Origin of the sequence: Microcoleus sp. AR_TQ3_B6 (assembly GCF_036702785.1) — a bacterium.
GTDB lineage: Bacteria > Cyanobacteriota > Cyanobacteriia > Cyanobacteriales > Microcoleaceae > Microcoleus.
The window spans coordinates 1-18,800 of record NZ_JAUBVJ010000084.1 but is presented as its reverse complement, the minus strand read 5'-3'; the positions used below and the strand labels follow the sequence as shown (position 1 = coordinate 18,800).

Below are 18,800 nucleotides of genomic sequence, written 5' to 3'. Positions count from 1 at the left end.
CAGGTATCCTACAGTTACCTTACTTTTTGGAACTGGTATTAGAAGAAAACCTGTCGAAGACCTAATTTGTGATTGCCATCTAAAAAATATTTTTCTGGCATTCATATTTTTTTGACTTCTACCTTCAATCTTCAACATTCAACCTTCTGCCTTCTCCCGAATTGTAAAAGAGCGACTTTAGAACAATAGCTAATATCCGCCCCACTACCGCTACTTAGCACCGGGACTCGGAGCCGGAGTTGGCGGTTTTTCTTCTTGCTTTAACGGCAGCAGCGCGTGCAAGTCAAAAGCAGTTTTTATTTTAGTTAGCGGCTGATCCACAGGGACTATTTTCCCTTTCAAAAAATCCACTTCTATTGCCTGAGTTGACGATAGCAATTCAGATTTCAAATTTTTTACTACCAGCAGCGACTGCATCAACTCCAAGTTACGCATAAAATTGCGGGTTTGAGCGAAATTGCCTTCAAACTCTACCTTAAATTTTTTGCGTCTGAGCTTGCCAACCAGGGACGGCCCGAAGGACGTATCCGCGAGAATATCTGGGTCTAAAGCTGCCTGCGCGGGCGTTGCTGCTGTTGCTGGCGCGAGATACGGCTCAAATTTAGTAATTTTAGCCTTGAGGTCGTCTCCTTGCACTCCGGCGTTGATTCTATTAACCAGTTGGGTCATGTCCAGCAAAAGCGTGTCGGCGCTGGCGTCGCTGGCAAACATTGCCGTCACGTTGGCCCGGCGCTGTTTTGCTTCTTCTTGCTTTGTTTCTGCGTCTGCCTTTTTTTGAATTTGAGCTTGCAATTGCTGTTGCGTTTGCTTGCTTTCGGTAAGTTTTTGCTTGAATTCGCCGCCTTTTTGGAATTCTGGCAGCACGAACTGGTAGGCGATGCCGCCGGCAACGAGCAGACCAAGTACCGCGATGCCGATTGCTTGAACTTGGGGCGTCAGCTTAAGGCCGAATATTTCCTGAGTCCCTGTCTCTTCTTCTTGTTTGTCGCTAGTAATAAACTCTGCTGTCATTGTTTTTTCACCTCTGGTTTTTGTGGTTCTAGCACTCCTTTTTCTTGAAGTGTTTCTATCCGTATTGCTAGCCCGTCTGCTTGCTTGCTCCGCAGCTCGGGGAGCAACTCGGAGGCCCCCGTCGGGCTGAGCGTTGTTTCAATTTTATATTCCACTACCGGCCGCAGTTGGGGAAGTTCTGCTGATGCGCCTGCGTTTTGGTTGCGCACTTGTAATTGTGTGGGGTTGTTTTTTAATGTGGCCGCTACCAGTTTGGTATCGGTGTTGAGGAAGAAAGGAGAGCGCTGGACTAGCAGCATAAAGTCGTTAACTTGAGCAAAGGTACTGGCTATCCCTGAAATTTGTACTTTTGCTGCTTGCTGCGGGACGACGGGGGTAGGAGCAGCCGCCGGGGTGGGGCTGGCTGGAGACGGGGTGGGGCTGGCTGGGGACGGACTCGCCCCCGGGGAGGCGGCGGGAGTTGCTGCGGGGCGAGGGGTTGCTGCTGCAACGGGGGAGGGACTGGGGTCGATTTGCTCGATTTTGGCAATTTGCACTCCCGCCGGAGTACGGGCACTCAGGTCTTGCAGCATCGCCGACCAAGGTTTAATTTGGTCGAATACTCCGGCTAATGCTTTGTATTCGGCGGTAACTTTGTCGGTTTCGGCGTTGATGGCTTTGATGGTGTTGGCTTGAGTGTTTAACGTTGCCAGTTCTTGGTCGAGGGTTGCTTGTTCTGTGGCCAAGTTGTTATTTTCGTTAGTCGCCCACCACCAGGCGCCCATGACTGCGGCGTTGACGCCGAAGGCAAACAGCAGCGCCCCAATTAGGGGCATTTGGTCTTTTGCTCCACCGGAACTTCTTTTAGCTGAGCTTTTGGCTGCGACGGGTTTGTAGTCCGGACGGTCGTTGAGAAAATTAATATCTAGGCTGTACATGGCTTCACTCGATTTTATAGCAGAAGGTAGAAGGTAGAAGTCATCAGGTAGAAGGTAGAAGGCACCAGGTAGAAGGTAGAAGGTAGAAGGAATAAGCAATCGACCGCTTATGTTTCAGCAATTAAGAAGGTCTTAACTGTCTTGGCTGTTGCTATAGATTTAAATTTGAAATTTTAGATTTTAGACAGAACCCAAGATTGCTGGTACAAGTGAAGGATTTATTTAGAGAAGAAAGAAACAACTTTTTGCCTTCTACTAAAGGAAGGGGCTGCTTATGCCTCAGATATATTTTACCTTTTACCTTCTACCTTCTACCTCCCATATTCTACCTTCTGCTTTCTGCCTTCTTCTTTTGGAAGTGGCTTTTACCTAAAATTCTCACAGCGGTTTTTCTCTCATCTAAAACTGTTAGGTCACATAACCTCCCTCAGTCCTAAACCTAGGGCGACTCCTAAACCTGCTCGCTGTTCTGGGGTAATTTCTTGGCTGATTTCGAGGTTTAGGGTTTCGATGGGATCGACTTGAGATGCCGGCAAGCTTAATCTTTGCATGAAAAATTCGTCGAGTTTGCCGATCGCAGCTCCAGGACCCGCTAGTAGCAGTTGAGCTACTTCGAGTTCTTCGCTCTGGTTGAGGTAAAAGTCTACTGAACGGCGCAGTTCGTCTGCTAGTTCTCCCAATACTTTAATCATCGCATTTGTGCCGGGATTGGCGTCTCCCGACACGCCCATTGTATCTGTGACTGGCAGGGTCATGCCTTGCAGTTCGCTGGTGTCTCTGGTTGGCGGCAGGTTCATCGCTTGGTTGAGGGCGGTCTGGATTTGGTAGGTGCCGATCGGGATGGTACGGTTGAACTGAGGTATGCCGTCCACTACTATAGCTAACTCGGTACTGTCAAATTCTATGTCGGTCAGGACGGCGGCTTCTTGGGAGGAAAATTGTTGCAGTTGGTCTTTGAGGGTGCGGATCAGGGCAAAACTGGTTACTTCTAGTACGTCTATCTGCAGTCCGGCTTCTTTGAAGGTTTCGATGTATGTGTCGGTAACTTCTCTGCGAGTTGCTACTAACACGACTTGATGTTTTTCCACGCCGTCGCCATCTACAAACAAGCCGATTTTTTGATAGTCTACGTCGGCGTCTTCTCTGGGAAACGGCAAGTAAAGTCCTGCTTCTGCGTTCATGTAATCCCGCAGTTCTGTTTCGTCGAGTTCTGCGGGAACTGGGATTAAGCGGATGACGGCTTCGCGGCCGGGAATGGCTGTGGCTACTCGCTTGGCTTTGATTTTGTTGTCGGCGAGGATAGCTTTTATTAGTTCTGCCATTCCTGGCGGATCGACTATTTGCCCCTCTTGCACCATATCTTCTGGAACTTCTATGGAGGCTAGGATGCCTAATTTTAATGTCTGAGCTTTCTTTTCGAGCTGAATGATGTTGATGCGGTCTGGGGCTATTTCGATCCCGATTCCTGGCTGGCGTTGGGAAAATAGACCTTTGAAAAAGTTAACCATGTGATTGGGTCGTCGCTAATTGCTATTTTTTTTCTTTTGTAGTTGGCCAGCCTGATTCAGCGCACCCGGCGTTGGAGAATTGGTTTCCCACTGCCGAAAGAGTGCTGTAATCTGGGTATCCCGCCGTATTCTGCGCAGATCCGTCTGTGTTGCGCGATAGCTAGTTCCGATTTTATGCTATCCAATTTACTTGACAATAGCTATTCTGCGGAGAATGTCAACAATTTCGGGCTCGATCGACCCAACACCTGCCGATTCTGCACAAAAATCGACTCTCTCACTCGGGGGGCCCGGCTACAAAACTCTCTCTCACACTCGTGAGCGGTTGAAGAGGGCGATTCCCTACCCTTCGGGAACCCCTGCGGGAAGATAGCTTCGCTTCACGCTTTTTTGTCTAACGGTTCCCATAACTCTCAAATTTTATTCTATGAAACGTAAATCTTGGCAACTGTTTGCTGTTTTTGGACTGGTGGGGCTGCTGCTGGCGGCGGTGGTGAGTTGCAGCAAGCCGGCTGTTAATTCCCAGGCAAAGAATACTGAGGAAATAGAGTTCTGGACTATGCAGCTTCAACCTCAGTTTACTGAGTATTTCAACAAGACGATCGCCGGTTTTGAAGCCCAAAATCCGGGGGTGAAGGTGCGCTGGGTGGACGTTCCTTGGTCGGCGATGGAAAGCAAGATTTTGGGGGCGGTTTCGGCGAAAACTGCGCCGGATGTGGTTAACCTCAATCCCGATTTTGCTTCGCTGTTGGCGGGACGCAATGCTTGGCTGGATTTGGATTCTCGGATTCCCCAGCAAGTTCGATCGACCTATTTGCCGAATATCTGGAAGGCTAGTGTACTCGACGGCAAGAGTTTTGGCATTCCTTGGTATCTCACGACTGGGGTGACTATTTACAATACGGATTTGTTGAAGAAGGCTGGAATTGCTAAGCCTCCGGCTACTTATGCCGAGTTGGCACAGGTGGCGAAGCAGGTGAAGGAGAAGACTGGTAAGTTTGCTTTTTTTGTGACTTTTGTGCCGGAAGATTCGGCGGAGGTTTTGCAATCTTTCGTGCAGATGGGCGTGCCTTTGGTTGACGCTAAAGGCAAGGCTGCTTTTAATACTGCTAAGGGCAAAGCTGTTTTTCAGTATTGGGTGGATTTGTACAAGGGCGGACTTTTGCCGCAGGATGTTTTGGTGCAGGGCCACCGCAGGGCGATCGAGCTTTATCAAGCTGGGGAAACTTCTTTGTTGGCTTCTGGACCTCAGTTTTTGAAGGCGATTGCTGAGAATGCTCCGAGTATTGGTGCTGTTTCGGCTGCTGCGCCTCAAATTACGGGGGAAACAGGCAAGAAGACTGTGGCGGTGATGAATTTGGTTGTACCCCGCGACAGCAAGCGCCCTGATGATGCTGTCAAGTTTGCTCTGTACGTGACTAATTCTCAAAATCAGTTGGCTTTTGCTAAGGCTGCTAATGTTTTGCCTTCTACGGTTGAGGCTTTAAAGGACGATTATTTTAAGAAGGTTCCCGCTGATGCTGCTGCTGCCGATCGAGCTCGGGTTGTTAGTGCTTCTGGGTTGAGTTCCGCCGAGCTATTGATTCCGCCTCTCAAGGATGTTAAGAAGTTGCAAAAGGCGATTTATGACAATTTGCAGGCGGCAATGTTGGGGGAAAAGTCGGTAGATCAAGCTGTGGCTGATGCGGCTAAAGCTTGGGATCAAAGGTAGTTTGGAATTGAAGCTGGGGCGGGATTTTTTTTATCTCGCCCCTTGCTTTTAAGGTTGAATTGTCCAGTCTTCCTGCACTAAACCAGGCACTTGCGAAAAATCTCGGTAGTTGCGCGTAACGAGGATAGCATTATTAGCAAGTACAATAGCAGCAATCCGCAAATCTTGCGTGCCGATGCGTATTCTTTGACTGCGGAACTCAGTGTAAATAGTGAAAGCATTCTGGTCAAATTTCAGAATGTTGAGATTTTTGAAAACATCTAATGTATCCCATAACTTGGTGTAAGCCCATACTAATTTGTCCGCTTGCGAAGGTTCAGAAGCCTGTCTGATAACATTGAACCTGCCGCGAATTACTTCCTCTACGGTTATGATAGTTACAGCAAGGTTTTCTGCGTTAACCTTGACCCGCTGCACCATCATTGGATGATTCTTTCGCCAAAGGGAGAAACAATCCGTATCAAGTATGTATCGGCTCATTTGGTTTCAGCCGCAGCGTCAATTTGACTGTAATAAGCTTCGGTTTCTGCATCGAGTTCGCGGCGATATTCTTCTATGTGTGCCAATACCTCATCGTATTGCGGATCGTTTTCATCCTTACCAGCTAACCTCACCCAAGGATTGTTCGATCGACTATTCGTGAGTTTGACAGAGACGATTTCAGCTTCCGCTAGCTGGGCATTTACTAAATCGTGAAGGTTTTGCAGTGCTTGCGATCGCGTCTCGCCAAAAGCTTTACATTCGGGCCATCCCAGCAACGCTGCACTGACTGTTCTGTCTGATTCGTTTTTAATGATTATGTGATAAGTTGAGCTGTCGAGGTCGCCCCCAAAGTTAGTGCGATCGGCTGCGCGAATGTCGCAGGTAGCGTTACCTGTTAAGAGTGTTTTTGTCTTGACTGTCTGCTTGGTATTTTCCTGGCGCGGCTTTTCTCCTTCTGCCATGATGGACGCCTTCAGTGCTGCTGTATTGTTTTCCTGACGCTGCTTGATTGTGTTTCGCCTGAAAAGCTCGTCAAATAGTAAAGTTTGCTCTTGGTCTGGCAAAGCTTCTATATATTCAATTAGCGTTTGCACCGATATAAGGCTGCTCATAAACTTCTATCTCTAAAATTTTCTAAACTCATTTATATTGTAACAAAAATAGGGCCTTGGGCTTTGGGCATTAGGCATTAATATTTTTTGAACTCGCCCCTTGCTTTTTTCTGCCACTTGACGTATTATTAAATAATGGGAATCTGTGCCGCCATATATATAAGCATATATAAGCTTTTAAGTTATTATCGAATGATGAAATTACCGCCTCTTCACAAGGCGGATTCTATTCTGCTATTCGTTGCTAACGGACATGAGATTGCGACAAGAAACCCAGTGTCTGTGAAGCATCTCTTGCCAGTTTACCCGAACACTTCATCTTAAGGCAGGATGCGTTTAAGCTTGGGATTGTTGTTGTTGCATAAAATAGCCCACGAGATAAAGCGAACCGCAAAGGATTGTTAGGTTGTCGCCTGTAACAGCAGCATCTAAGGCTGTGGTTAAGTCGGGGAAGGCTTGACAAAGTGTTAATTCGGGGCAGATAATTTGAGCTAGTGCGGCTAATTCTGCAGGGGATGATGAGTTTTGATCGGGTACGGGTACTAGGTAAAGCCGATCGCCCTTTTTGAGTAATGCTTTCAAAATATCCTCGCAGTCTTTAGTCGCCAGAATGCCGATTACCCAGTTAATCGCTGACGGGCGATCGTTCAGGCGATCGACATATTCACGCAGGGCGATGGCTGCAGCGGGGTTGTGGGCGCCGTCAATTAATATTTTGCGGTTTTTCCAAGTTGTCTGCTGGAGTCTTCCGGGCCATTGGGTGTTGGCGATACCGTTTTCGATGGCGGTTGGGGATATTTGCCATCCTTGGTTTTGGAGAGTGTGGAGAGTTGCGATCGCAATTGCTGAATTCATTAGTTGAATTTTTCCCAGCAGCGGCAATTGATATTTTATTTTAACCGCAGATGAACGCGGATTAACGCTGATTTCTGGATGTGGATGATATTCTGCTAATCCTTGTCCTAAATCTATTGCTGGTTTTACCCAAGTTGCCGGACAGTCTAATTCTTGAATGCGTTTTTCTACTACTATTCTAGCTGATTCTGGCAATTCTCCGATAACTGCCGGACATTTTGCTTTAAGAATTCCCGCTTTTTCCCCAGCAATATCGGCGACGGTGGGGCCGAGTATTTGCCAGTGGTCGAGACTGATAGAAGTGATGACGCTAGCGAGAGGTGTTTCGCAAACGTTAGTCGCGTCTAATCTTCCTCCCAATCCAGTTTCTATGACTGCGATGTCTGTTTTTTGTTCGGCGAAATACAGCCAAGCTGCTGCGGTGATTATTTCAAATTGAGTGGGAGTTTCGGTGTTGTTTTGGGTGGCGGCGACAACTCGTTCGAGACACTGTTGCAATTCTGTTGGGGAAATCGGTTTTTGGTTGATGCAAATTCTTTCTGTCCAATCGATTAGGTGCGGGGATGTGTAGCGCCCGACTCGATAGCCTGCTTCTGTTAGTACGGAAGAGAGATAAGCGCAAACGGAACCTTTACCGTTTGTGCCGGCAATGTGGATAATGGGTACTTTTTGGTGGGGGTTATCTAGTTTTTCTAGAAGTTGTTTGATTCTTTCTAGGCCGAGGTGGACGCCGAAATGTTGGTAGGATTGGAGGAGGTAACTTGCATTCATTGAGGATATCTGCTATGATTGACCCTGGTTAAATTGAGTCCTCTAATTTTTATAACAGATGACAAATATACTGCAAGCGATCGCTACAATTATCGATAATCCTGTACCTGACTTGGTCAGTCATTATAAAATCCAAAAAAACAATAGAACTAATGCTGTGGGTGATGCACTCGAGTATTTTGTCAAGGATGCTTTTGCAAATACGATAAATGAACCGGAACTCAGCAATAAACTTGAAAAGTACGATGAAGTATTTTCTTGGATGCGTGGCAATAAGAATAATCCTCCCGATTTAATGATCAGGAATGGCGATGCCATAGAAATAAATAAAATAAAAAATTCCAGCGCTACGATTCAATTAAATAGTTCCTATCCCAAATCAAAATTGTTTTCTGACCATCCACAAATTATCTCAGCGTGTCGTGATTGTGAAACATGGACAGAGAAGGATATTGTTTATGCAATTGGAGCAACCAGTGATGACAATACAAAAGAAAATCTGAAAACCCTCTGGTTTGTTTATGGTGACTGCTATGCTGCTAGCAAAGAATATTATGAAGGCATTAGAGACCAAATAGTCACTGGAATTAATGCAATTCCAGATGTGGAATTTAGCGAAACAAAAGAGCTAGGGAGAGTGAATAAAGTAGACAAGCTAGATATAACTGAATTAAGAATTAGAGGAATGTGGGTAATAAAAAATCCTTCTAAAGTTTTTGATTATATAGATACAGGCTCTAACCCCCAGAAAAAATTTCAGATTATCGCCATAATGAAGGAAAGTAAATATTTGTCTTTTCCACTTGACAGCAGAACCAAGATCGAATCCATCTCAGTTCCCGGATTTAATATTAATAGTCAGTCGATTAAATGTCCCGATAATCCTGACAACCTCATACCTGCTAAAATTATTACTTACAAAATCTAACACTAAAGGCAAAGGCATTATGAATATCATATCTCTGTTTGCAGGATGTGGTGGGTTGGATTTGGGTTTTCGACAAGCGGGATTTAATATTGTTTGGGCGAATGAGTGCGATCGCACTATTTGGGATACCTACGAGTTCAACCATCGTGACACTATTTTAGATAAAAGAGATATCAGAAAAATCAATTCTGATGAAATTCCCGACTGTATTGGAATTATTGGCGGGCCTCCTTGTCAAAGTTGGAGTGCTGCAGGCGCGAAACGGGGAATTGACGATAGTCGGGGTCAACTTTTCTGGGAGTATATCAGAATTGTGCGGGACAAGCAGCCTTTGTTTTTCTTGGCTGAGAATGTTAGAGGCATCTTAGCCCCCAGAAACAAGGATGCTTTCACTTATATATTATCGCAGTTTGAGGAAATTGGGTATCGGGTTTCGTTCAAGTTGCTGAATGCCAAAAATTTTGGTGTGCCGCAAGATAGGCAAAGAGTGATTGTTGTTGGCTATCGGGAAACTCTGGGTTTTGGTTTTGAGTTTCCCGAACATGGAACCGATGTTTTGACGCTGAAAGATGCGATTTTTAATTTGCACGCGATCGCCCCTATGTCAGTTAAGGGTAAATTAGATAATTATCACGATTATGTCCAAAATCACGAATGTGCGGATTTGGGCTTTTCGAGCATTTATATGTCGCGCAATCGAGTTAGAAGTTGGTCAGAACCTTCTTTTACAATTCAGGCAAGCGGCAGACACGCACCTCTCCATCCTCAAGCTAGTAAAATGATTTTGGTTGGCAAAGACAAACGCATTTTTGACCCCTATTCGCCTCTGCCTTACCGTCGGCTTTCTGTGCGAGAGTGCGCGAGAGTTCAGACTTTCCCGGATGAGTTTATTTTTAAGTACAAGTATATTGCTGACGGATACAAAATGGTCGGCAATGCAGTACCTGTTAAGTTAGCTCTGGTACTAGCAAGCAAGATACATCAAGATATTAAAGAATCTGAAAAACCAGGTTTGAGGAGAAGAAAAAATCAAGCTGATTCTTCGACTCAGTTAAGTTTATTCGGTTCTGAATTAGAAATCACAGCTAAGACCAATAAAAAAGACTTTGCCCAAATAAATAATCAAAAACATCACAATTCTAGTTTGGGCAACCATTCCAATGAAACTGAATGTCCACTCCAGTTGAATTTACTATAATCTGAATGGGAATTTACGTCTGACGTAGAAAGTAAATTTCTGGCCCAATCAAAATCTTAGGGTGCGTTGACTGAGGCTATTTTGATATGTTATTTGAATTTTGTTAACTCGCCGAGGTTGTGCTGAATCTCATTTGTCCCGCGAATATGAGACAAGGGAGAACCTCCGTACAAAAAGCTATTCAAACTAACTTGATAATTTTGTTGAACTGCTAAATCCAGCCACAAATTGTTAATCGCATCTCCGGGCTTGTAGTCGGGAATGTTGTGCTGATAGTAAGGAAAACTGTCTATACAAGTATTGAAAAAGTTCTTGCGCCCGCAATGCTTTAAATACTGATATCGCGGCTTAAATTCTGCCTGATTTTCCAATACTGTATATATAGTATCGGCTAAGGATTCCGGGTCAAATTTCGCGTAAAGACCCGCACCTTCGGGGAAAACTGGCGAGTTGCCTCTGGCGTATTGGTTGAATTCTTCAAAACAAATTACTGGTACGTTGCAACTCATGGCTTCGGTAATTCCCCGGTTTTTTCCTTCGAGGAGGGAACCGAGGACGAATGCTTGGGCCCGCGAATAATATGTGGGGATTTCGCTGTAGTAGTCAACTCTCGGCACTAAGTTAATGTAGTCGGAGGGATTGGTTAAAATTTCCTCTATTTGCCGCCATTCGTTTAAGGCGTACTCGTCGAGAGTTTTCAGGTTGCTAGCCTCAAAATCCTGTCCGGTGACTACTGTTAATTTTATCGGTTTTTGCGGATATTTTTGGCGGTAAACTTTTAAGGCTTTGGCTATGATTGGCAAATTTTTTTCTTCGGAGAGTCGGGCGACGGCGAGGAGGTTGATGTCTTTGGCGGGGACGTTGCGCGGGGAAATTAAGTATTCGTTGATGAAGTCGGTGTCTTGGAGTGGTATGATTGGTTTGTGGGCGCGATCGGGATAAGTTTGGCGAAACCACTTATCTCGCTGCGGGTTTTTGTATAAACTCGAGTAGGCGTCAGCTATGGGCGCCCAGGAATAGGAGATTCCGGGGGAATAGGTGAAGGAGAAAAATACTGAGGAAAGTTGGGGAAATAGTTTGTTGATGAGTTCGACTGCTTCGCTGAAGTAAATTCCTTTGATGAAACGCCCTTCGTAAAACAGTGGGGGAAGCAAGACGTAGAAACTGACGGTATCGAAGCGGTGGGGTTGGTCTTCAAATATCTCCCAGCTAAAGGCGTCTAAGTCTGCATAAATTTCGGCGATGGGTTTGTTGATGTGGGGGTTGCGCAAATATGGTTTTTGTCGATCGTAGTTTCCGCGTACCATAAAAATTTTTTGGTATTATTGTATAGCAATGTTATTGGTTTTGTGGACAAGATTTTTTTTTATTTAACCGCAGAGGGCGCAGAGGGCGCAGAGGAGAAGAGAAGAGAGATATTCACAAGTCATCTCAGGGTTGTTCTACTGAGTCATTGTCGCCAATTGTCAGGGCTAGTTGGTAGATTTGGCGGCGGGGGAGGGATGTTTGTTGCGCTAGTTGGCGGCTGGCTTGGGAACGACTTATGCCTTCTGCAATTAATGTTTGCAATTCTGCTTTGATGGCGTCTTCGGAAAATATTGGTGAGGCTGTTTGAAGGCCGGCAATTACGAGGGTGAATTCTCCCTGGGGTTCGCGATTGGTGTAAAGCTCGATCGCACTTTCTATACTACCGCGCCCAAACTCTTCGTGCATTTTAGTTAATTCTCTCGCCAGCACAATCTGTCTGTCGCTTCCCAAACTATTTGCTAAATCTTGTAAAGTTTGTCGCAATCGGTGCGGAGATTCGTATAATATTATAGTGCGGGATTCTATGCGCAAAGCTTCTAAACTCTGTTGGCGTTCTTGACCTTTCACGGGTAAGAAACCTTCAAATACAAATCTCTCTGTGGGTAATCCTGATGCAGTTATCCCAACAATGCAGGCGGTCGGACCGGGAATCGGAATAATGTTAATATTAGCATCGGCGCAGGCTTTGACTAACTCGTATCCGGGGTCAGAAATTCCCGGCATTCCGGCATCGGTGACGAGGGCGATATCTTTGCCTAAATGCAGTTTGTCGATGAGTTCGGGAAGTCGCTGGTTTTGGTTGTGTTCGTGATAGCTGATTTGGGGAGTTTGGATTTGAAAATGGTGCAAAAGTTTGCCTGTATGGCGGGTATCTTCGGCGGCGATGAAGTCTACTGTTTGCAAGATTCGGATGGCGCGAAAGGTCATGTCTTCGAGGTTGCCGATCGGGGTTCCTACGATGTAAAGTGTTCCTGTGGTGGGATTTGCTTGCATTTTAAGATTGGGATTTTTTAACCGCAGATGAACGCGGATTAACGCAGATATGAAAACTGGATTGTTTTTGGGATTGGCGACTTTAGATTTAGTTTATTTGGCTGTTGGGCCTCCGGGTGAAAATCAGAAAGTTGTTGCTTCTGATTGTACCATTGCTGCGGGGGGGCCGGCGACCAATGCTGCGGTCACTTTTAGCTATTTGGGGAATGCGGCGGTATGGGCTGGGGTTTTGGGCACTCACGCGATCGCCCAATTAATTCGTGCAGACTTAGCGGAGTATAATGTCAGGATAATTGATTTGGAACCCGGGCGATCGCACTCGCCGCCAGTTTCCTCGATTATTGTAACTGAAGCAACGGGCGATCGGGCCGTAGTCTCGATTAATGCTACTAAATCTCAGGTTGACCCTCAAGCAATTAACCCGGATATTTTAACCTCCGTTAATATTGTATTGGTTGACGGACATCAAATCGCCGCCAGCCAAGAAATTGCTCAACTTGCCCGCTCAAAAAACATTCCAATTCTCCTCGACGGCGGCAGTTGGAAACCCGGATTAGAAGAAATATTACCTTTTATTGAATGGGCCGTATGTTCGGATAACTTTCATCCACCCAACTGCTACAATTCCGAACAAGTCTTTGCTTACCTGTCATCAGCCGGAATTCCCCATATTGCCATCACTCGCGGCCAAAAATCAATTTTATACCTCAGCAATGGCACTTACAGCAGTATAGAAGTACCTCAAATTCAAGCCGCAGACACTTTAGGCGCTGGCGATATTTTTCACGGGGCTTTCTGTCACTACATTTTGCAAAATAACTTTACAGATACTCTCACAGCATCAGCTAAAATCGCTTCCCATTCCTGCAAAGAATTCGGAACCCGCGGCTGGATGAATAAGAGTGAATTTTAATTGAAAATTAACCAAAGTCTCCCGTAAAAACCTATCCCAACTAGAAAACTTGAACAGACAACACCTGTTAAGTTAAAATCCTCATAACCACCTTGACAAAAACTGTCAACACCTTCCCTCTCTTCCTTCGCGCCCTTAGCGCCTTCGCAGTTCGTTAAAATTGCTATATTAGTGAAACAACCTCAAAATACCCGAATCATGCCTGACACCAAACCCCTAACTATCACTCTTCCCCCTTTGCGGATTACCCTGACAGAACAACAGCAGGTTAACCTAGAATGGCTGACACAAAACCTACAAAATCTACTCACTCCAAGCAAACAAGAAGTCCCCGACAATCTGAAACAGTGGGTGGCGGCCAACAAATTATTAAATCAACCCGACGCAGAAATCATTCAAGCCCTAGTAAATAGCGGCATAGATGCGGAAACAGCCACCGCAGAAGTTAGGGAAATATCCTCTCATCCCTACTTCCAAGCAGGTAGCCAATACGTGCAGTTATTGCAGAAGCTGGAATCGCACCTCAGAATCAACAATCAATTAGCTGCATTGTCTTCCAAGTTTGGCACAATCGAACGCAAAAGCAGCCTTTCCCGAGAGTATTTTCTCGAAAATTACTACGCAAAAAATACTCCAGTAATTATTACCAACATCATGCACAACTGGAAAGCATTGCAGTTGTGGACGCCGGAGTATTTGAAAGAAAAATATGGCGATGCAGAGGTACAAATTCAAGCCAACCGCAACTCTGACCCGAATTACGAAATTAAAATTGAAAATCACAAAAGAACGGTTTTTTTCAGCAAATATGTAGATATGGTGGTCAATGGCGGGCCTAGCAACGACTACTACATGGTGGCTAACAACCAAACTCTGGAAAGAGAGGAATTTAAACCGCTGTTTGACGACATTGAAATATTCCCAGAATACCTCAATCCCGGCGATACAAAAGGCAGAGTTTTCTTTTGGTTCGGACCGAAAGGTACGATTACACCGCTGCACCACGACCCAGTTAATTTAATTTTAGCGCAAGTGTCGGGCCGCAAACTAATTAAGTTGATTTCTCCCCAGCAAACACCTCTGCTTTACAATCACGTCGGCGTTTTCAGCAAAGTTGACGGCGAAAATCCCGATTACGAAAAATACCCGCTTTACAGAGATGCGAAAATTATTGAAGTGATTTTGGAACCGGGAGAAGCTATTTTTATTCCTGTCGGTTGGTGGCATCATGTAAAATCATTGGATGTTAGTATTTCGGTTTCCTTTACTAATTTTGTGTTTCCCAATTATTATGAATGGAAATATCCTCATATTAATTGGTAGAAAATAGTTGACAGTTGACAGGTGTCAGTTGACAGCAGACAGGCGTCAGTTGATAGTTGTTATTAGACAACGTGCAAACACGAACATCTATCTGCGTTAATTAGCGTTTATCTGCGGTTAAAAATGAAAAATCTCGAAGAATTAAGCGAAATTGCCCGGACGATCGCCTGGAGTGCATCAGATATCCTACAATCCTATTATCGCCAGGATTCCCAGACCCCTAACCTCGACATCCAAGAGAAAAAAGATGGCCCCGTCACCGCCGCCGATGTCGCTGTCAATTCTTACATTCTCAACGAATTGCAGTCGGCTTTAGGGAATGCAGAATTTGGCTATCTCAGCGAAGAAACTTACAAATGTTATTTAGAAACTCACGGTCAAATTCCCTTACCTCAAAGTTGGGTTTGGATTATTGACCCTTTGGATGGAACGCGAGATTTTATTGACAGGACAGGGGAATTTGCAGTTCACATTGCTTTAGTATATCAGGGAAGACCGGTATTGGCTGTTGTGGCTTGGCCCGAACAGCAAAAGATTTATTACGCAATCCGCGATGCGGGGGCTTTTGGGGAAACTCGGGTCGGTTCTACGGTCAAATTGCAGGTTTCGGCGCGAAATATAGTGGCAGATTTATCTATAGTAACCAGCCGCAGTCACCGGGGCGATCGCTTTAATCAATTGTTACAAAAACTTCCTTGTCAAAATCAAATTGCTGTCGGTAGTATCGGCTGTAAAATTGCGACTATTGTGGAACAAAAGGCTGATGTTTATATTGCTCTTTCGGGAAAGTCTGCACCGAAAGATTGGGATTTAGCGGCGCCGGAATTAATTTTGACTGAAGCGGGCGGCCGATTTACTCGTTTTGACGGTTCTGCTTTGCAATATAACCGGGGAGATGTGAGTCAGTGGGGGGGATTGTTGGCGAGTAACGGTTGCTGTCACGGGGCTATTTGCAGGGAAGCTGAGGAGATTTTAGCGGGGATAGATGCGAGTTTGAAGTAAGTACGAGAAGCGAAGCTATCCCGTAGGGAATCGCCCTTAAAGATTCTCAGGAATAACTTGTAGGGGCGGGTTTTACAAACCATCAGTGCCTAACACTAATAATCTCCTAAACCCGCCCCCACCCTTGCTTTAGCTGTGAGAGGGGGGTTGAAACCCCAGGCGGAACCGATGAACACGCGATGGATTTAGGACTAAAGCTAAGTGTCACAGTTAAATCACTTTGTAGGGTGCTCTACTAGATTGATTATTTCAATTTCAACAGGTTTTTGGGCTCCGGGACACCCTACCTATGTGCCAGTTACGCAGTCCTGAATAAACCCGCCCCTGGCACATCTGTATCAAAAATTCCGATTTTAATATTTAAGTATAATCACACTTGGGATTAAAGTGTTTTTGTGTTATGGTATCCACCTCGCGCTGGCTTCTTTGCAATATTACTTAATAAATTTCCCCATCTTTATCAAAACTTTAATTAAAAAGGTGTTTATAAAGAAAATTTTATAGAGATTTTCTCAAAAAACCGTTATTATTACTAGAACTGTCAGGAAGAGTTGCGGACGAAAGTCGCGAAACAGGGAAATTATTGTCTTTTTTTAGCTATTGGTAGGTGCAGTATGCCAAATTTAAATAATCAAGTTTCAGGAAGTGCGATCGCCTTTATAGATACTAAAGTAGAAAATTATCAAAGTTTGATTGCTGGAGTAAAACCGGGTACGGAAGTAGTCGTTTTGGATGGGAACCGGGATGCGATCGACCAAATTACTGATATTTTAGCTCTTCGTACCAATATAGACAGCATTCACATCATTTCTCACGGTGCTCCGGGCAGCTTGCAACTGGGTAATGGCTGCTTGAGTGCAGATAATGTGGAAACTTATTCCCATCGATTGCTGCAGTGGCGGAGTGCTTTAACTCTGGGTGCAGACATTCTGATTTACGGTTGTAATGTCGCATCAGCACCTCGCGCTTGTCCGAAAGTCCGCCAGGGAATGAATTCCCAGGCTCAAAGCTCAAGTCGGTTGAAACCGAATGAAAACAACCTCAATAAACAGTCCTCTTCAGAGGACTTTCGCTATGAGACAGGGAATTCATTCCCTGGCGGATCGGATGAATACGCCATAAATAATGAATACGCCATAGATGATCGACACGCCAGAGATATAGATGGTTTCACCTTCATCCAACGAATTGCCCAACTCACAAATACAAACGTTGCAGCTTCCCAAAACCTCACGGGAAGTGTAGCAAAGGGCGGCGACTGGGAATTGGAAGTGAGAACTGGTTCAATAGAAACACCGCTGGTATTTGAAGCCGAAGTGTTAGCGGGTTACGAGTATGTTCTGTCTACTTTTGGTGCTGCGACTAATTTTCCCATAACCTACAGTGTCCGTAAAGTTGTGACGGAGGACTTTAACAAAGACGGCAATCTTGACCTAGCCTTGGCAAGCACTGGAGTTAACAGCGTCTCGATCGCATTGGGAGATGGCACAGGCCTATTTGGCGCTGCCAGTTATTTTAACACCGACTCGCCCACCGAGCTCAGTACCTGGTCTGTCGCTGTAGGCGACTTTAACAAAGACGGTAATTCTGACTTGGTTACGGCCAATAATTTGGCTGACAACGTTTCTCTCCTGTTAGGGAATGGTAATGGCACTTTTGGTGCAGCCACCTACTTTGGTGTGGGGTCAGGGCCCTCTAGCGTAGCTGTGGCAGACTTCAACGGGGACGGTAATTCAGATTTAGTTACAGCCCATCGATACTCTAACAACGTCTCCATCTTACCGGGAAATGGTAATGGTACTTTTGGCGCAGCTACTACTTTGAGCGTGGGGTTAAATCCTTTTTTTGTGCTTGTCGGCGACTTTAACCTAGATGGCAAGTCAGACTTAGCGACAGCGAACTTTGGTTCTGACAGCGTATCCATCTTGTTGCAGAATGCTAATGGCACTTTCGGCGCCGCCACTAACTTTACCGTTGGAAATATCCCTAATTACATTGCTTTAGGAGACTTTAACGGGGACAATAATCCTGACTTAGCAACCAGCAATCAAAACTCAAACAACGTATCAATACTGTTAGGAGATGGCACAGGAAACTTTAGTGCAGCTACCAACTTCTTCGTTGGAACACAACCCCTTGCTATTGCTAGTGGTGACTTCAATGCCGATGGAAAAGTCGATTTAGCCACAGCAAACAATGGATCGGACGATGTCTCCGTCTTGTTTGGAAGTGGCAATGGCAGCTTTGGGACTGCCACTAATTTTGTTGTGGGAGACCAGCCCCAAGGTATTGTTGTAGGTGATTTTAACAAAGATGGCTTATCCGATTTAGCTACGGCGAACTTTGGCGGTAAAAACACCTCAATTCTGCTAAATACATCATTCCCGGCGGTAAATTTCGGTGCGGCAACTTACAGCGCAACAGAAGGAACTGCAAACACGGTAGTCAATATTCCCGTCACTCTGGGCGGCACTCCTGACGCTAGTGTAACAGTACCAATTGTCATAGACAAGAGCAGCAGTGCCACCCCTAATTCAGACTACACCATTTCCCCTACCTCGATTACATTCCCCGCAGGTGCAACAGGTGCCGCACTCACCAAGAATGTTGCAGTTACTATCAAACCCGACAATCTCGCTGAAGATGCCGAAACCGCAATTCTCAACTTGGGCACAATCTCCGGTGGCATTGCAGGTACAACAAAACAAACAACTTTAACTATTGCTGCTAACGGTAAAGTTTCTTATGCCATGGCCGCCGGTACTGCCAGCATTGCTGAAGGCAATAGCGGCACAAAGTCTCTGACTTTCACTGCGACTCGCAGCGGCAACACAGGCGGGGCAAGTAGCGTCAATTATACGATCGGCGGAACAGCTAAAAACGTCAGCGATTACAACAACATCGGCGGCACTTCTGGCGCAACTGCTGCTACTGGCACAATTAATTTTGGCGCCGGTGAAACATCCAAAACCATTACTCTCGATGTATTAGGCGACACGATAGTTGAACCCGACGAAACCATTGCCGTCACCCTTTCAAATCCCACAGCCCCGGGCTCCACACCGACAATTACCACTGCTACCGCTACCACAACTATTACTAATGATGATGTAGCGCCACCGACTCCGACGCCAACGCCCACGCCAACGCCCACGCCAGTCACTCCCACGCCAACGCCCACGCCAGTCACTCCCACGCCAACGCCCACGCCAGTCACTCCCACGCCAACGCCCACGCCAGTCACTCCCACGCCAACGCCCACGCCAGT

Annotated in this window: 15 protein-coding genes; 7 read left to right on the top strand and 8 right to left on the bottom strand. The window is 45.6% G+C overall.

Annotation, left to right across the window (positions count from 1 at the left end):
- Positions 1–210 precede the first annotated feature (210 nt).
- The 3 genes from QUB56_RS28965 to pilM all read right to left on the bottom strand — a co-directional run bounded on the left by QUB56_RS28965 (position 211) and on the right by pilM (position 3,436).
- Positions 211–1,011 (bottom strand): pilus assembly protein PilO, encoded by an 801-nt coding sequence (locus QUB56_RS28965; RefSeq protein WP_332959759.1) that lies wholly within the window; start codon positions 1,009–1,011, stop codon positions 211–213.
- Complete coding sequence (locus tag QUB56_RS28960) at positions 1,008–1,928, bottom strand: PilN domain-containing protein (RefSeq protein WP_332959758.1); 921 nt, start codon at positions 1,926–1,928, stop codon at positions 1,008–1,010. Before QUB56_RS28960 ends, QUB56_RS28965 begins: the two co-directional genes overlap by 4 nt.
- Before the next feature lie 413 nt (positions 1,929–2,341).
- Positions 2,342–3,436, bottom strand: coding sequence for a type IV pilus assembly protein PilM (gene pilM, locus QUB56_RS28955; protein WP_332959757.1), 1,095 nt, complete (start codon positions 3,434–3,436; stop codon positions 2,342–2,344).
- A gap of 427 nt (positions 3,437–3,863) precedes the next feature.
- On the opposite strand from pilM, the gene QUB56_RS28950 reads away from it, so the two are divergent.
- Positions 3,864–5,147, top strand: a complete 1,284-nt coding sequence (locus QUB56_RS28950; RefSeq protein WP_332959756.1) for a sugar ABC transporter substrate-binding protein — start codon at positions 3,864–3,866, stop codon at positions 5,145–5,147.
- Between the two features lie 48 nt (positions 5,148–5,195).
- Here the strand turns inward: QUB56_RS28950 and QUB56_RS28945 are convergent, their stop codons facing one another.
- The 3 genes from QUB56_RS28945 to QUB56_RS28935 all read right to left on the bottom strand — a co-directional run bounded on the left by QUB56_RS28945 (position 5,196) and on the right by QUB56_RS28935 (position 7,867).
- Positions 5,196–5,627 carry a type II toxin-antitoxin system VapC family toxin gene (locus QUB56_RS28945; protein ID WP_332959755.1) on the bottom strand — a complete coding sequence of 144 codons (432 nt, stop codon included), beginning with the start codon at positions 5,625–5,627 and terminating at the stop codon, positions 5,196–5,198.
- On the bottom strand, positions 5,624–6,241 hold the full coding sequence (locus tag QUB56_RS28940) for a hypothetical protein (protein WP_332959754.1): 618 nt from the start codon (positions 6,239–6,241) through the stop codon (positions 5,624–5,626). The genes QUB56_RS28945 and QUB56_RS28940 overlap by 4 nt, the downstream gene beginning before the upstream one ends.
- Positions 6,242–6,577: 336 nt before the next feature.
- Positions 6,578–7,867: a folylpolyglutamate synthase/dihydrofolate synthase family protein gene (locus QUB56_RS28935; RefSeq protein WP_332959753.1), complete on the bottom strand. Its 1,290-nt coding sequence runs from the start codon at positions 7,865–7,867 to the stop codon at positions 6,578–6,580.
- Positions 7,868–7,925: 58 nt separating this feature from the next.
- Here QUB56_RS28935 and QUB56_RS28930 point away from each other — a divergent pair, with 58 nt between their 5' ends.
- Together QUB56_RS28930 and QUB56_RS28925 are read left to right on the top strand one after the other, a co-directional pair.
- Complete coding sequence (locus QUB56_RS28930) at positions 7,926–8,795, top strand: NgoPII family restriction endonuclease (RefSeq protein ID WP_332959752.1); 870 nt, start codon at positions 7,926–7,928, stop codon at positions 8,793–8,795.
- A gap of 19 nt (positions 8,796–8,814) precedes the next feature.
- Positions 8,815–9,993 (top strand): DNA cytosine methyltransferase, encoded by a 1,179-nt coding sequence (locus QUB56_RS28925; RefSeq protein ID WP_332959751.1) that lies wholly within the window; start codon positions 8,815–8,817, stop codon positions 9,991–9,993.
- A gap of 89 nt (positions 9,994–10,082) precedes the next feature.
- Here QUB56_RS28925 and QUB56_RS28920 read toward each other — a convergent pair whose 3' ends face one another.
- On the bottom strand, positions 10,083–11,300 hold the full coding sequence (locus QUB56_RS28920; RefSeq protein ID WP_332959750.1) for a glycosyltransferase: 1,218 nt from the start codon (positions 11,298–11,300) through the stop codon (positions 10,083–10,085).
- A gap of 124 nt (positions 11,301–11,424) precedes the next feature.
- On the bottom strand, positions 11,425–12,294 hold the full coding sequence (gene rsmI / locus QUB56_RS28915; RefSeq protein WP_332959749.1) for a 16S rRNA (cytidine(1402)-2'-O)-methyltransferase: 870 nt from the start codon (positions 12,292–12,294) through the stop codon (positions 11,425–11,427).
- Positions 12,295–12,343: 49 nt separating this feature from the next.
- On the opposite strand from rsmI, the gene QUB56_RS28910 reads away from it, so the two are divergent.
- The 4 genes from QUB56_RS28910 to QUB56_RS28895 form a co-directional block, all read left to right on the top strand.
- Positions 12,344–13,207 carry a sugar kinase gene (locus QUB56_RS28910; protein ID WP_332959748.1) on the top strand — a complete coding sequence of 288 codons (864 nt, stop codon included), beginning with the start codon at positions 12,344–12,346 and terminating at the stop codon, positions 13,205–13,207.
- Between the two features lie 198 nt (positions 13,208–13,405).
- Positions 13,406–14,530: a cupin-like domain-containing protein gene (locus tag QUB56_RS28905; RefSeq protein WP_332959747.1), complete on the top strand. Its 1,125-nt coding sequence runs from the start codon at positions 13,406–13,408 to the stop codon at positions 14,528–14,530.
- 123 nt (positions 14,531–14,653) lie between these two features.
- Positions 14,654–15,532 carry an inositol monophosphatase family protein gene (locus tag QUB56_RS28900; RefSeq protein ID WP_332959746.1) on the top strand — a complete coding sequence of 293 codons (879 nt, stop codon included), beginning with the start codon at positions 14,654–14,656 and terminating at the stop codon, positions 15,530–15,532.
- Between the two features lie 614 nt (positions 15,533–16,146).
- Positions 16,147–18,800, top strand: a 2,654-nt coding sequence (locus QUB56_RS28895; RefSeq protein ID WP_332959745.1) for a DUF4347 domain-containing protein, incomplete at its 3' end; no start/stop codon positions are given.

What these genes read in the sequence shown, in the direction of transcription:
- rsmI (WP_332959749.1), bottom strand. Translation starts at nt 12,294, where the DNA reads ATGCAAGCAAATCCCACCACAGGAACACTTTACATCGTAGGAACCCCG.
- QUB56_RS28950 (WP_332959756.1), top strand. Translation starts at nt 3,864, where the DNA reads ATGAAACGTAAATCTTGGCAACTGTTTGCTGTTTTTGGACTGGTGGGG.
- QUB56_RS28960 (WP_332959758.1), bottom strand. Translation starts at nt 1,928, where the DNA reads ATGTACAGCCTAGATATTAATTTTCTCAACGACCGTCCGGACTACAAA.
- QUB56_RS28940 (WP_332959754.1), bottom strand. Translation starts at nt 6,241, where the DNA reads ATGAGCAGCCTTATATCGGTGCAAACGCTAATTGAATATATAGAAGCT.
- QUB56_RS28965 (WP_332959759.1), bottom strand. Translation starts at nt 1,011, where the DNA reads ATGACAGCAGAGTTTATTACTAGCGACAAACAAGAAGAAGAGACAGGG.
- QUB56_RS28930 (WP_332959752.1), top strand. Translation starts at nt 7,926, where the DNA reads ATGACAAATATACTGCAAGCGATCGCTACAATTATCGATAATCCTGTA.
- QUB56_RS28920 (WP_332959750.1), bottom strand. Translation starts at nt 11,300, where the DNA reads ATGGTACGCGGAAACTACGATCGACAAAAACCATATTTGCGCAACCCC.
- QUB56_RS28905 (WP_332959747.1), top strand. Translation starts at nt 13,406, where the DNA reads ATGCCTGACACCAAACCCCTAACTATCACTCTTCCCCCTTTGCGGATT.
- QUB56_RS28935 (WP_332959753.1), bottom strand. Translation starts at nt 7,867, where the DNA reads ATGAATGCAAGTTACCTCCTCCAATCCTACCAACATTTCGGCGTCCAC.
- pilM (WP_332959757.1), bottom strand. Translation starts at nt 3,436, where the DNA reads ATGGTTAACTTTTTCAAAGGTCTATTTTCCCAACGCCAGCCAGGAATC.
- QUB56_RS28910 (WP_332959748.1), top strand. Translation starts at nt 12,344, where the DNA reads ATGAAAACTGGATTGTTTTTGGGATTGGCGACTTTAGATTTAGTTTAT.
- QUB56_RS28900 (WP_332959746.1), top strand. Translation starts at nt 14,654, where the DNA reads ATGAAAAATCTCGAAGAATTAAGCGAAATTGCCCGGACGATCGCCTGG.
- QUB56_RS28945 (WP_332959755.1), bottom strand. Translation starts at nt 5,627, where the DNA reads ATGAGCCGATACATACTTGATACGGATTGTTTCTCCCTTTGGCGAAAG.
- QUB56_RS28925 (WP_332959751.1), top strand. Translation starts at nt 8,815, where the DNA reads ATGAATATCATATCTCTGTTTGCAGGATGTGGTGGGTTGGATTTGGGT.